Origin of the sequence: Kibdelosporangium banguiense, assembly GCF_017876405.1 — a bacterium.
Classification (GTDB): Bacteria; Actinomycetota; Actinomycetes; order Mycobacteriales; family Pseudonocardiaceae; genus Kibdelosporangium; species Kibdelosporangium banguiense.
In genome coordinates this window covers 9,655,375-9,668,588 of sequence record NZ_JAGINW010000001.1, presented here as the reverse complement: position 1 = coordinate 9,668,588, position 13,214 = coordinate 9,655,375, and the positions used below count along the sequence as shown (strand labels likewise).

Genomic DNA, 13,214 nt, shown 5'->3' with positions numbered 1-13,214 from the left:
CCACCGCAACGACCACGACCGTGCCGGCGTGCGCGGAGCTGAACCAGAGGAAGATTCCGGCCTCAGCGATGAGCCTGCCGACAACCGGTGGTCGCGTTCAGTCGGCGTTGGTCACGACCAGCGTGGTCAGTGGCCAGACGGTCGAGTACTGCCTTCTCGACGCCGACATCTTTCCCGTCGATCGGTCCGCGCCCGCGATCAAGATGCGCGTTGCCTTGCCGCACGGCTGGAATCACAAGGCGCTGATGTTCGGTGGCGGCGGCTACAACGGGACCATTCCCGCGCTGACGATGAACGTACCGTTCGGTCCCGCGGATCAACCGGCGCCTTTGGCCCGGCGATACGCGACATTCGCCAGCGACTCCGGCCACCAGCAGGGCCCCGCGGCTGTTCCGTCGCTGGACGGGTCGTTCGGCGTGAACGACGAGGCGTTGAAGAACTTCGCTGCCGGTGACGCACTGAAGAAGACACGCGACGCCAGCCTGTTCCTCGTCCGGCTCGCCTATGGGCAGAACCCTGCCGAGGTCTATTTCTCGGGCGGCTCGACAGGTGGGCGGGAGGCTCTCATCGTCGCCCAACGGTGGCCACAGGCGTTCGACGGCGTGATCTCCGCCTACCCCGCCTGGAACAACCTCGCGGAGGTCCTGGACGTGGGGTACCTGGTCCAGGTCCTGTCCCGCCCCGGCGTTTTCCCCAGTCCCGCCAAGCAAACGCTTCTCTACAACAGTGTGATCAACGCGTGTGACGGCCTGGACGGCATCAAGGACAAGGTCGTCTCGAACCTTCGCGCCTGCGGCTTCGATCCGCACGTGCTTCGCTGCCCGGGCGGAGCCGACGCCGGTCCGGATTGCCTGTCCGATCCCCAGATCGGGGCCGTGATCGCCATGTCCACCCCGTTCAGGTGGCCGTACCGGGTCGCCAGTGGCGAGACCGAATACCCAGGTTTCCCGTTCCTCTCCGGCGCGGACATGCGGACCCCGTTCCTCGGGTTCGGCACAACCGCGCCGGCCAATCCCATGCCGGTGACAAGCGGCTACGGGATGCAGTACTGGGAACAATGGGTCAAGTACTTCCTGACCCGCGACCCCGGCTACAACTCACTCGACCTGGATCCCCGGCATCCCGGAAAGTGGCTCGGCCGAATCAGCCACCTGTCCACGATCCAGGACCGCAACAACGTCGATCTCGGTCCGTTCGCCCGCACCGGCGGCAAACTGATCCTGCTGCACGGCGCCGCCGACGAGCTGGTCTCCCATCGCTCGACGAACGACTACTACCAGCGCGTGCTCGCCAAGCTCGGCCCCTCGTCCACCCACGCGTTCATGCGGTACTACCTCGTGCCTGGGGCGAACCACGCGAACTTCGGCACGCCGGCCTTCGCCGCCGGCTGGGACTCACTCTCGGCACTCGAACGCTGGGTCGAAACAGGACAGCCGCCTGCGAATCCCATCGTTGCCGACATCACTCACGACCGCACTCGTCCACTGTGCGAATACCCCGCCTGGCCCAGATATCGTGCCGGCGATCCTTACGCAGCCTCAAGCTTCGTCTGCACACGCTGACGCCGCCAATCCTTACCCTGCGCAGCCTCGAACGCGACGGAATCCTCACCCGCACCGTCCACAACGTGATGCCACCCCATGTCAGCTACGAGCTCACCCCCCATGGGCGTGACCCTCCGCGAAGCCACCGCGCCCCTCCTGGAATGGAGCATCACCCACCTGTCCCACATCGACACCGCCCGCGCCGAATACGACTCCCGCCCGCCTTGCACCGAGCCGCAACTGGGCTAGCGGTGACCACCGATATCTAACGGGCGTGCCAGGATGGCCCTATATGGCAGGCATAGGGGAGCGAACCGTGCGGGTGGTCGTTGCGGACGATCAGGTTGTGGTGCGTGCCGGGCTACGGACTGTGCTTGGCGCCGCGCCTGACATCGACGTCGTCGGGGAGGCTGGGGACGGCGCCCGCGCTGCGGAGTTAGCAGAGCAGTTACGCCCGGACGTCGTGCTGATGGATGTCCGGATGCCTGGTACGGACGGCATTGAGGGCACTCGGCTGATTCGCGCACTCGGCGACCCGGCGATCCGGGTGCTCGTGGTCACCACGTTCGACCTGGACCGGCACGTCTACGACGCGTTGCGGGCAGGGGCGTCCGGGTTCGTGCTCAAAGATGTCGAGCCGGAGGACCTGCAGGTGGCGGTCCGCACGGTGCACGCGGGGCACGCGTTGTTCGCGCCGTCGGTGACTCGGCGGCTGGTCGGATCGTTCGTGCCGGCCGCTCCGAAACCGGATGCCGGGCCGGTCGGCACGCTCACCGGGCGGGAGCGCGAAGTTCTGGGCCTGGTGTCGACCGGGATGTCGAACGCGGAGATCGCCGACTGGCTCGTACTGAGCGAGACGACCGTGAAGACACACGTCTCGCGGCTGCTGGGCAAACTGGACCTGCGTGACCGCGTCCAGCTGGTGATCTTCGCCTACGAGAACGGCCTGCTGGGCGACAGTGGTTGAGCTGCCAGGGGTGCGGGCCGGGGACGTGGCCCTGGCCGCGTTGGTGCTGCTGCTCGGGTTGACCGAAGTGGTCACGGCGATCGACCCGGTCGTGCCGGGGCTGCCGGGATTGCTCGACGGCCCGGCCGCAGTCGTCGTAGGTGGACTGACCCTGACAGCGCAGGCCGCAACGGTGCTGTTGCGGCGTCGGTGGCCGAGACGGGCATACGTGGCACTGGCACCGATCGCGGTGGCACAGTGCGCCGCAATTGGTGCTCTTCCGGCATACACGTGGGGAGTGCTGGCGTTCTCCGTCGCGCGGGCTCCGGGCCGAGCGATCGGCTGGCTGGCAGGGCCTGTGCTGGTGGCGGTGGTCGCGGGGGTAGCGGTCATCCCGATGACGCCCGGCACCTTGTTGGTCCGTGCCTGGACGGCCCTCGCGTTGGGACTCGCCATCGCCGTGTTCGTGCTTATTGGTGCGCTCGCTGGTCGTTTCACGCGGTCCGCGACCGAACGCGTGGAGAGTGAGCGGCGCGCACAGGACTGGTCGCGGAAGGCTGGGGCGCTGGCGACCGAGCGAGCGCGTATCGCCGAGGAGATCGGTAGCGGGGTACTCGCCGGGCTGCACCGGCTGGTCCGGCATTGCGAGCGGCCGATGACCGCGGACGCCGACCTACGGCGGCTGAGCGCGGAGGCACGATCGGTGCTGGCCGCGATGCGCCGTGTGCTCGGTGTGCTGCGCGCGGATTCCGATGCGGGCCAACCGGAACCGGCGCCACCCGGCCGTCGGGGGCTGCCGATCCCGGACCGTCCTGGCATGGTCGCGTTGGCCGCCATCGTGGCTCCGGCCCTCCTGCTGGCCGCGATACCGGCCGCCCGGACCGATGTGCCGGTTGTCGACCAACTGCTGGCCCTGATCGATCTGCCGCTGAGCTCTCCGCTTGCCCTGCTGGTGGCGTCCGTACAGTTCGCCGCCGTCGCATGGTGGCGGACAGCACCGCTGCCGGCGCTGATGATCTGGGCAGTCTTCGCGCTGTTCGCTGATTCGTTGGACGCCACGAACCTCGTGGCCACGGCCGGATGGCCGCTGCTGATCTGGGGTGCGGCGTCCCACGCCAGGGCCGGCTGGTCGGCCGCGGTCGTCGCCGTGACCACGCCGATGGTGCTGAGCACGCAGATGATGCTGCTCGGACCGTCGTTCGGCGAGTCGGCGACCTCGCTAGTGATCCTGTCCTACGTCGTCGTCGTGCCGCTATGGCTGGCCGGAATGCTGGTAAGGCGGCACCGGCTGCAGGTCGAGCGCGCTCGGCGCGAGTGTGCCGAGGCAGGGGAGCGTGAGATCGTCGCCCAGGAACGGCTGCGGGTGGCCCGGGAACTGCACGATGTCGTCGCCCATCACGTCTCGGCGGTCGCCGTGCAGGCAGGTGCCGCCCGGATGGCCCCGGATCCGGCCGGTCGCGCCGAGGCGCTGGCGCACATCGCCGACTCCGGCCGCCGGGTCGCGTGCACACTGCCTGATCTGACCGGCCTGACCCCGGATCCGCACGCCGTCACGCTGGACGATGACGGGCTGGAGCGTCTGCTCGCACCGGTCCGGGGTGCCGGACTGCCGGTCGACACCGAACTGGTCGGCAGCCCGGCTTCGGTTGCAGGGGAGGCGGAACTGTTCGCGCAACGGATCCTCACCGAGGCGCTGACCAACGTGCTGCGGCACGCCGGTCCGAGCCCGACCCGGGTGCGGGTGAAACATGGCGCGGAGTCCGTGTCGGTGCAGGTCAGCGACAGCGGCCCGGTCCCAGGACACCGGCCGGGCGGCGGTACCGGGCTGGGGATCGTGGGAATGCGCGAGCGGGTGGCGTTGCTCGGCGGCAGCCTGCAGGCCGGTCCCGGCGACGGTCCAGGTTGGACAGTCTGGGCGGACCTGCCCCGCACGTCCGTCATCCCTGCGTAGGACCCAGCCACGGCGCCGATCTGGTCCTCGGCGACGACGCGAGCAGACCCTTGCCGCCCGTAGCGTCGTGGCCACCTCGTCGTTTCGGGGTTTCCACAGGGGAATTCGAAGAAGGGGAGTACATGAGAGGGCGATATTTCGCCATCGTGATCCCGGCCGTCGTCGGTGGCCTGCTCGCCGGATTGACCACGGCGTCAGCCGATCCTGCCTTGAACACCACGAACATTCCGGCCCGCTACACCGGGCAGGCTCTGGCATGGCATCTCTGCGCCGACAACGAACTGCCGGCACCGCGGCCGCCGGGCACCGAGCAGTTGGAGTGCGCCACATTCAGCACGCCCCGCGACTGGGACCGCCCGCACGAACGCAAAGACCTGACCATCGCGGTCAGCAGGCTCAAATCCACCGCCAGGACAACGGCTTCCGTACTGACCAACCCTGGCGGTCCCGGTGGGGAAGGCCGTTCGCTCCCGGTGCTGTTCCAGGGCCAGACCAAGCTGCGCGAGCACCAGGAGATCATCGGCATAGACCCACGTGGCACGGGCAAGAGCACGAACATCTCCTGCGGTGGCGCCACTTTCAGTGATCGGGACCCGCGTGACCGCGACCCGCGCAACCTGGACAAGATCCTGGACACCCTGGCGGACTTCGCGAAGGCCTGTCAGCGGGTGTCGGGTGATCTGGCCGGGCTGATCGACACCTACCAGACGATCAGGGACATGGATCTGCTGCGGGTGCTGCTCGGCCGGCACAAGGTCAACTATGTCGGCTACTCCGCGGGCACCTGGCTGGGCGCGCACTATGCCCAGCAGTTCCCGCAGCGCACCGGCCGGTTCGTCCTCGACTCGAACGTCGATTTCACTGCCCCGTGGGAGAAGATGCGCGACTGGCAGCCACTGGGCTTCGAGCGCCGCTGGCGACAGGACTTCTTGCCCTGGATAGCGCGCTACGAGGCCAAATACCACTTCGGCGGCACCGCCGAGCAGGCCCGGCAGAACTACGAGAGCATCCGGGCCTCGCTCAGCCGCGAACCGCTTGACATCGGCGGTGCGAGATTCGGCCCGCTCGAACTGGACGGCTCAATGATGGGCATGAGCTATCACAAGGTGTTGTTCCCGGAAATGGCCGCCACTCTGGCCGAAGTCAAGAGGTTGATCGAGACCGGCACGGCTGACGACCGCGGGACTGTCAAGGCCGCGCTGTCCCGGGTCCGTGCTGAGGCCGAGGATTCGCTGGTGGCCGTGCTGACCGCCGTCACGTGCAACGACGGCCCGTGGACCGGCGATCGTCGGTCGGTGATCCGCAAGTCGCAGGAGTTCCTCGACCGCGGCCTGACACTGGACGCTTTCTGGATCGACCACCAGGCCTGTGTGTTCTGGAAGAACAAAAAGTTCCGTCCACTGCCCACAATGGACGGAAAAGGTGTCCCACCGGTGCTGATGGTCCAGTCGGCGCACGACCCGGGCACGCCGATCGAAGGCGCGCGCAAGGCACACGCCATGTTCGAGAACTCCCGGATGCTGACCGTCACCGATGAGGGTGACCACGGCGTCTACTCCTTCGGCAACGCGAACGTGGACAAGATCGTGAACGCCTACCTGGTGGACGGCGTCGTCCCGCAGGACCAGAGCGTGCCCGGCATGCCATTGCCGGTCCCTGCTCAGTGATCACGCGGCCCGCTGGCTCTGGAACACTCAGAGCCAGCGGGCTTTCTTGTAGCGAAGGTCGCCGATGACGGATTCGGTTGTTGAGCCTGGCTACGACTTGAGGTGTCAGAGGTGGCCCCGCATCTGTTGCAGCGCTAATTAGTTGGCCGAGGAGCGCGCACAGACGCCTGAGCAACGTATCCACATTCACCAGATCGGACTAACGCAGTCACTTGATCGGCTGTAGTCCCGCCGGTCGGGGCCATTTGGAGTAACAGGTTCGAGAGGAGACCGATGCCCCGGGCAGCCGGATGTGCGATCCGGAGCCGCCGTTCGAACATGGAATGAGAACGCATGACCACGCCGAAGCCTGAGGACAAGTCGACCCGAGTGGGCGCCGGCCATGCCCGCCGGCTGGGCCTTCGGCGCCCATCGTCCTCGATCCGGCAAACCGGTGAACCGGTGGTCGCTTTCGCGGCCGATACGCTGACAGGGCATGCCGCTCCGCGAGCAGAGAGCATGCAGCAGGTCCCGGTTGCATCCCCTGGTCCGACAGTGTCCCGGCCGCCGCGAGTCAAACGGTTCTGGATCGGTGTCAGCGCCGTCGTCGCGGCCGTGCTCGTCATACTTACCGTAATTCTCGTATCCACGTCTGGGACATACGAGATGGGCGGATTCATCACATTGTCCGCTGAGCCACCGACCTATGAAGAAGTCAAGTATGGCAACTACAGCATCGTGACTTCTGCCGACGCCGTCGCGGAAGGAACCGACCGAAAACGTTGCTGGGGCAGCGGCGGCTACCGGGACATCCGAGACGGCACAGAAGTGAAGGTCTACGACGAGACGGGCAAACTTATCGCCACCGGGAAGCTGGGCCAGGGGCGCGCGGCACAAGACGGTCAGTTGACCACGCTCACCAACAGCGCCTGCATGTTCCCGATCGCGGTGGCCGACATCCCCACGGGCTCAAAGTTCTACCAAGTGGAGGTGAGCCATCGAGGCAAGGTCACCGTCGACAACGAACCCGAGGATGGAAAGCTCTTCGCCTTCCTCACGCTCGGATCCTGAAACCGGGCAGCCGTGCGCTTGCCGAAAATGTCGTCCGTGCTGCTGGGGGCGTGTGGCTCTGTGTCCGCACTGTCCGTCCTGCACAGGTCCGAGCCCGGCAATAGCCATCCGCGCTACTCTCGTCGTAAGGTCGATGGCCGTGCCGACGAAGCGTGTCGTGTACTTGGTTGAGTCCACGGTGAACGGTTGCTCGAACTGGTAAAGGATAGCCGGACTGTCCCGGTCGGCAGGGAAACATGTTGCGCCAGTGCGGGGCGCTGTGGATATGCCGGATCCAGCGGCGTTCGCGGTGGTAGCCCAGCAGAGCAGTTCGCTGTCGGTCAGTCCAGGTCTACGGCCACGACCGGTGCGGGGTGGCACCACATGGTCGTTGATCAGCACGTACAGTGCCGTCAGGAGGGTGTCCAGATCCTTGCTCACGCACTGATCCTGGACGCCCTCCTCCCATGTCCGTGCCACTTCACACGATCTTCACGGAATCAGTCATCCAGTGGCTATGGCGGTCGGACCCACGCGGATCAGGTACGCATTCCTGCCGGTATGGGCTGGGCTCAGCAGCCGTTGAGAGATCGAATGCAACAAATGGGGTCACTTCCGCATTAGGGGTGCGAAATCGAGGTCGAGTCGACGATCGGGAGTTGCCGATGGAGTTCACTGAGTACGTGGCAAGGCAGCGTGCCGCGCTGTTGCGGTTCGCCACGGTCCTGACCTGCCGGACGTGGCTGGCCGAGGATCTGGTGAGCGACGTGTTGGGCCGGGCGTTCGAGCGCTGGGACCGGATCTCGGCGATGGCCGAGCCGAACGCCTACGTGCGGCGGATGGTCGTCAACGAGTACCTGTCCTGGCGCAGAAGGCTGACCCGCACGTCCCCGCGCGCCGAGGTCGAGCCGATGGTGATCGCCGACGGCGCGCACGAGCGGGCCGAGCGGGACGCGATGATCCGCCGCCTCGCCGGCCTGCCCAGGAAACAGCGCGCGGCCGTGGTCCTGCGCTACTACGCGGGCCTGTCCGACAGGGAGATCGCCACACAGTTGGGGTGCCGGGAATCGACCGTACGCAGCCAGATCCATCGGGCACTCAACGCTCTGCGCATCGACCTCACCGCCAGCACCCCCAACTTCCAGGAGACCTCATGAGTGACCTGCGTACCCTCCACGATGCCTTCGCCGAGTTGGAGCGGCGCGCCGACGCCACAGCCGTGAGTACGGCCCCGGTCGCGCGGCCGCGCCGGGCTGTGCGGCTGGTACCCGTCGCGGCCACCGTCGTCGCGGTGGCGGGCCTGGTCGCGGGTGCGGTGTGGCTGGTGCCGGGCGACTCCGGCACGCCCGCGGCCAGCTCGCAGACCTCCTCGTCGTCGACCACACCATCCACGGCGCGCGGCCGGGTCCCCACCTCGCCGGATGACCTGATCGCCCGGTTCAGAGGGGTGCTCGGCGACACCGCGACGTTCGAGGTGACCCAAAAAATCAGCGTGCCAGGGGATTCCCCCTCCTCGAAGAACAACCTGCCACCGGGGACAGGATCGGTCGTGACACCACAGGTGGCGACGGGCGCCCCCACCAGCGCGCTCATCGTCGGGACGCTGACCTCCGCAGGCGTCACCGGGAGCTTCAGCCTGACGATCCTCCCCAGCGATCCCGAGCCCAGCGAGTGGTGCGGCCTTTCCCGCCCGATGGGCCGTGATGTCAGCACGCTGCCCGACGGCTCCCGGCTGGAGACTGGGACCGCGCGGCCGGATCGCGGCGCGGTGTCGTACATGGCGTGCCTCAAGCGGCCCGACGGGACGAGGGTCCTCATGCACGTCGGCAACCAGGAAGACCCTGGGGGCGCTGTGATCAACTCGCCGGGCGGCAAGATCCTCGCGCCGCAGCCGCCACTGACCCTCGACCAGTTGAAGACGCTCGTCACCTCCGACAAGTGGTGACGAGGTTCGTGATGGCCGGCGACCTCGGTGGCCGGCCATCAGTCATTCCCGGCCAGGAGCAATTCCCAGCTGGCGGTGCTTTACCGGGGATTCCAGCCGTCGGTGCCGGCGAGGTACTTCTGTGGGGTGTAGTCGGCGGCCTGGGCATCGGGCAGCTGGGGGCGGTTGGGGTTCGTGCCGGCGCCCGCGCCGGTGTTGTGGTATTCGGAGAACCGGGCTTTCTGCCAGGGGTTTCCGCTCATGTCGGTCCACGGCTGGGAGGTCTTGAGCGTGGCGGTGAGGGTGGACTCGCGGTAGAGGACCTGGCCCGCGGGTCGCCACGGCCGTCCCAACTGGGTGGTGTTGTTGGTGGTGCCGGTGATGGTGCAGCGGTAGAACAGCAGGCCGTACTTCTTGGTGGCGGCGGTACTGGCGGCGGTGATCGGGCCGCCGACCGTGCGCTTCTCGTGCACGGTGGTGCGCTCGAAGACCATGGTGCCACCGCCGAAGATGAAGTCGACGGTGCCCTCGACGTAGGAGTCGGCCATGTAGGCGCGGGCCTTGTCGTTGACCAGGAACGTGTCCTGGTCGCCGAGCAGGCGGACGTTACGGAACACCGCGCGGTCGGCGTTGAGGTGCAGTGCCACTGCCTGGTTGCCTTCGGCGCCGGGCTTCTCGACGTAGTCGTTGGAGATGGTGAGGTTCGTGGCGATGAAGTCACGACCGTCGACGAACACGCTGGCGCTGCCGGATGTGCCACTGCTGCTCGCGCTGTTGTTGAACACGATCACGGTCCGCGCCGGCGTGGAGCCCAGGCCCTGCAACGTGATGGCGGTCTTGTTCGACGGTACCCGCACGACCTCGCGGTAGGTGCCCGCCTTGATCGTGATCACCGTACGCGCGGAACTGTTTGCCGGCGCCGCGTTGACCGCGGCCTGCACGGTTCGGTACTGACCGGTGCCATCAGCCGCCACCGTGAGTGTGGCCATCGCGGCCGGGCCGGTGCCGATGGCTGCGGCTGCCGGTGGTACCGACGCCCCGACGGCACTCAGCACCGCAGCGGTGGCCATGACCGCGGTCGCATTCGCGACTTTCCTGTTTGCCATGTGACTTCTCCTCGAACGATCGGCTCGCGAGCGGGACCTTGCCCCGGCCGGACTCACCGCGCGCGGCGCAGACGGCCGCTACCAAGCCGAGCACTACCGCCCAGAGAAATCGCCAGGTCATCGCTGACCTCCTCAAGAAACGGCCCGGCAGGGACAGTCCGACTCTGGGAGCGCTCCCGGAATCGGACTGTAATCGCTCGACTCCCCTGAGGCACTCCGCCAATCGGTCCAGCGGGCCGACTGTCCACTGTTGACCCGCAGTTTGCGGCCCGCACTGGGTACGTTCACTGGCCCTGCTGGGACCGCTGGGTGACCGCTCTTACCCGGCACGCCAAGAAGCGATCACCCCCGCCGGGAGAGGCGAACACCACCCCGCCCGGCGTGTGATCGATCCACTTAGGACCCTAGTGGAAAGGGCGCAGTGTGACCACGTTGACAGTCTGGCGGTTCAGCAGGGCCGAGGGCACGGACCGGGCAGCGGAGATCCTTCTTTGAGGGCTCACAGGCCGGATCGGGGTGCTGGCGGGCGGGGTTGACTTCCAGGTACGTCTCGAAAAGGCCCGGGTATGCCTTGACGCCGGGTATGCGTTGCCCGGCTGGGGTGAAGTTCTGGAAGACGGCGTGGTAGGCGTCGGCGTCTTCCCACAGTGCGATGTTGACGTACTGGAAGGTGGTGTCGTTCAGGCCGGTGTTGCGGTGCAGGCGGGCCTGGATGAAGCCTGGCGCGGTGGTGAAGTGGTCGATGGTGCTGCGCCAGGCCTTGAGGAAGTCCTTCTCCTTGTCCTGTGGCACGGTGAAACTGTTGATGAGGGTGATGGGCATTGTCGTCCTTTCAAGGGTCAGGGCATGGTGACGATGATGCGGCCACGGACGTGGCCGGTCGCGCTTGCGGCCTGGGCTGCTCCGGCCTGGGCGAGGGGGAAGGTCTGGGTGACCGGCAGGGTGAGCCGGCCGGCCGCGGCCAGGCACGCGCCTTCGCGTAGGGCGTGTGTCTTGTCCCGCCCGAAGCCGGTGGACACCCGGGCGCCGTGCTCGGTGGCGCTGAAGTCGGCGATGGACACGACCCGGGCGGGATTGCCGGTGAGCTCGACGAGTTCGGCGATGACGCCGGAACCGGCGACGTCGACCGCAGCGTCGATGCCGTTCGGGGCGAGCGCACGAACTCGGTCAACGAGGCCGGGGCCGTAAATGGTGGGGACGGCACCCAGCGAGACGAGATAGTCCTGATTGGACGGACTGGCGATGCCGATGACGGTGGCGCCTCGATCGACGGCGAACTGGAGGGCCGCCGACCCCACACCACCGCTGGCGCCGTTGACCAGAACGGTGTGCCCGCCACGGACGCCGGCGTCGTCGAGGACACGCAGGGCAGTCTCGAACGGGGTCGCGAAGCCAGCCGCTTCCTCGAAGGACACTGTGGACGGTTTCGGCGCCCAGGAGGTGAGCACGGCGTGCTCGGCGTAGGTCTCCTGGCCGGAGCCGAACACGGCGTCGCCGGCCTGGACGTCGGTGACGCCGTCACCGACCTCGTCGACGATCCCGGCGGCGTCGCCACCGATGCCGGCCGGCAGTCGCATCGGCCGGACGTCCTGGAGCAGGCCCTGGCGGATCTTGCATTCCAGGCCGTTCACGCCGCCGCCCGCCGACCAGATCGCCGCCCTACAGCCCAAGTACGACGCCGACACCGACGCACTGGCCGACGCCGATCGGCCCCTGCTGGAAGCAGTCGCTGTCGACGGACGGGCGCCGTACCCCGCACTCGCCGCTGCGACCGGCTGGTCGGAGTCGACCGTCGCCCGCCGGATGCACGCCCTGCGTGCTGCCGATCTGCTCCGTTTCGACCTCGACGTCAACGCAGTGGCGCTGGGCTACCACGCCGAGACACGCCTGTGGGCCAGCGTGCCGCCCGCCCACCTCGCGGAGACCGGCACCGCCGTGGCCGCCCACCCCGAAGTCGCGTTCTGCGCCGCTACCACCGGACCCACCAACCTACTCATCTCGGCCGTCTGCCGCGACAACCGAGACCTCTACCGATACCTCACCGAGCGCCTCGGCACGCTACCGCTGATCGGCGAGGTCCAGACCGCACCCGTGATCCGGGTCGTCAAACGTGCCGGCCGCCAGCTGCTGAACTCCACGACCGTGACGGTGCGGTAGCGGGAGCGGCCCCGGCTCTCAACGCGTGGGAGCCCGTTCTGCGGGCCGGCCGGGCTTCCGCTAGTACAAGTGGTGAAACCTGGTGGCCGGCAATGGAGTTGATTTCATGCTGTCTCGGTTACGCGTCATATCACTGATCCTGGCGATCTTCGGTGCGCTGCTGGTGGTGACCACGCCGGCGGGCGCGGCCTCGGAAATCGAGTATCACCCGGGCGATGAGGACCTGACCCACGGCCCGAACTCGTTCACGGTCCAGGACCTGGCGTGCAATGACCGGATCATCGTGTTCGTCTGGTACCGCTGGGAGCGCGCGTCCGACACCATCACCGCCACCTGCAGCGCCCACGACGAATCGATCGCCCCGCTCGGACCGAACGCCTACCCGCTCAAATGGCGCCGCTGCTGGGCGGACATCCGCTCCATCGGCACACCCCACTGTGCCCCGACGTGGGTCGATGACACCGTCTACACGACCTAGGTGTATTGACCTGAGAGGTTAGGAACGCGGGTGGCCGCCGAGCGCGGTGTGGCCGTGGTTGCACCGGCATCGCGGCGGCTGGTGCGCGGTCGCGGCAGGGCTAACGGCGAGCACATAGGACAGATCCGCTCGGTCGAACCCTTGCCGTCCTTGGGAAATCCAGTGTCATTGATCATTAGGCCCGCGGCGGCCGCCCAGTCGCTGTTCGGTGTGGACGTGGCCCTCAAGCTCTAACTGGAACGGGGAAGAAGCTTCCTGCATCTGATCAAGATCGCGCGAAGGCCAACAGGGCGTGGACGTTCGGCTTGGCCGACAGCATGATCCGAGGGGCACACCGGCTGGTGAGCGAGCTGTATCCAGAAAGCTGGTACCGAGGCTGCCGTCTCGGCGTGAAAGCGATTCACCCCACACC

12 protein-coding genes and 3 pseudogenes are annotated in these 13,214 nt (G+C 67.3%); 11 read left to right on the top strand and 4 right to left on the bottom strand.

The genetic code is table 11. The features are described 5' to 3' along the window. Nucleotides 1–68 precede the first annotated feature (68 nt). The 7 genes and pseudogenes from JOF56_RS43780 (at nucleotide 69) to JOF56_RS43755 (ending at nucleotide 7,158) form a co-directional block, all read left to right on the top strand. Nucleotides 69–1,562 (top strand): tannase/feruloyl esterase family alpha/beta hydrolase, encoded by a 1,494-nt coding sequence (locus tag JOF56_RS43780; RefSeq protein ID WP_209648839.1) that lies wholly within the window; start codon nucleotides 69–71, stop codon nucleotides 1,560–1,562. After that, nucleotides 1,511–1,624, top strand: a pseudogene (locus tag JOF56_RS60415) (hypothetical protein); the annotation flags it as partial. The gene JOF56_RS43780 and the pseudogene JOF56_RS60415, both read left to right, overlap by 52 nt. Nucleotides 1,625–1,670: 46 nt before the next feature. Further along, nucleotides 1,671–1,793: a hypothetical protein gene (locus JOF56_RS60410; RefSeq protein ID WP_307855854.1), complete on the top strand. Its 123-nt coding sequence runs from the start codon at nucleotides 1,671–1,673 to the stop codon at nucleotides 1,791–1,793. Nucleotides 1,794–1,836: 43 nt separating this feature from the next. After that, nucleotides 1,837–2,511 carry a response regulator gene (locus JOF56_RS43770; protein ID WP_209645456.1) on the top strand — a complete coding sequence of 225 codons (675 nt, stop codon included), beginning with the start codon at nucleotides 1,837–1,839 and terminating at the stop codon, nucleotides 2,509–2,511. Next, complete coding sequence (locus JOF56_RS43765) at nucleotides 2,504–4,441, top strand: sensor histidine kinase (RefSeq protein ID WP_209645455.1); 1,938 nt, start codon at nucleotides 2,504–2,506, stop codon at nucleotides 4,439–4,441. The genes JOF56_RS43770 and JOF56_RS43765 overlap by 8 nt, the downstream gene beginning before the upstream one ends. A gap of 122 nt (nucleotides 4,442–4,563) precedes the next feature. After that, nucleotides 4,564–6,108, top strand: a complete 1,545-nt coding sequence (locus tag JOF56_RS43760; protein ID WP_209645454.1) for an alpha/beta hydrolase — start codon at nucleotides 4,564–4,566, stop codon at nucleotides 6,106–6,108. Between the two features lie 645 nt (nucleotides 6,109–6,753). Beyond that, on the top strand, nucleotides 6,754–7,158 hold the full coding sequence (locus JOF56_RS43755) for a hypothetical protein (RefSeq protein WP_209645453.1): 405 nt from the start codon (nucleotides 6,754–6,756) through the stop codon (nucleotides 7,156–7,158). Nucleotides 7,159–7,363: 205 nt separating this feature from the next. On the opposite strand, the pseudogene JOF56_RS61135 reads toward JOF56_RS43755, so the two are convergent. After that, nucleotides 7,364–7,578, bottom strand: a pseudogene (locus JOF56_RS61135) (IS982 family transposase); the annotation flags it as partial. A gap of 218 nt (nucleotides 7,579–7,796) precedes the next feature. Here JOF56_RS61135 and JOF56_RS43750 point away from each other — a divergent pair. Both JOF56_RS43750 and JOF56_RS43745 read left to right on the top strand, forming a co-directional pair. Further along, nucleotides 7,797–8,294: a SigE family RNA polymerase sigma factor gene (locus JOF56_RS43750; protein ID WP_209645452.1), complete on the top strand. Its 498-nt coding sequence runs from the start codon at nucleotides 7,797–7,799 to the stop codon at nucleotides 8,292–8,294. Continuing rightward, complete coding sequence (locus JOF56_RS43745) at nucleotides 8,291–9,082, top strand: hypothetical protein (RefSeq protein WP_209645451.1); 792 nt, start codon at nucleotides 8,291–8,293, stop codon at nucleotides 9,080–9,082. Before JOF56_RS43750 ends, JOF56_RS43745 begins: the two co-directional genes overlap by 4 nt. Before the next feature lie 80 nt (nucleotides 9,083–9,162). Here JOF56_RS43745 and JOF56_RS43740 read toward each other — a convergent pair whose 3' ends face one another. The 3 genes and pseudogenes from JOF56_RS43740 to JOF56_RS43730 form a co-directional block, all read right to left on the bottom strand. Further along, a complete protein-coding gene (locus JOF56_RS43740; protein WP_209645450.1) occupies nucleotides 9,163–10,167 on the bottom strand; it encodes a pectinesterase family protein in 1,005 nt (334 codons plus the stop codon). Nucleotides 10,168–10,563: 396 nt separating this feature from the next. Further along, nucleotides 10,564–10,989, bottom strand: coding sequence for an antibiotic biosynthesis monooxygenase family protein (locus JOF56_RS43735; protein WP_209645449.1), 426 nt, complete (start codon nucleotides 10,987–10,989; stop codon nucleotides 10,564–10,566). Nucleotides 10,990–11,006: 17 nt separating this feature from the next. Beyond that, a pseudogene (locus tag JOF56_RS43730) lies at nucleotides 11,007–11,801 on the bottom strand (NADP-dependent oxidoreductase); the annotation flags it as partial. Between JOF56_RS43730 and JOF56_RS43725 the strand changes: the two are divergent. Together JOF56_RS43725 and JOF56_RS43720 are read left to right on the top strand one after the other, a co-directional pair. Then, nucleotides 11,725–12,324, top strand: coding sequence for an Lrp/AsnC family transcriptional regulator (locus JOF56_RS43725; RefSeq protein ID WP_209645447.1), 600 nt, complete (start codon nucleotides 11,725–11,727; stop codon nucleotides 12,322–12,324). The pseudogene JOF56_RS43730 and the gene JOF56_RS43725 sit on opposite strands and share 77 nt — an antisense overlap. Before the next feature lie 106 nt (nucleotides 12,325–12,430). Beyond that, entirely contained in the window at nucleotides 12,431–12,802 is a 372-nt protein-coding gene (locus tag JOF56_RS43720) for a hypothetical protein (protein WP_209645446.1), read from the top strand. Nucleotides 12,803–13,214: the final 412 nt, after the last annotated feature.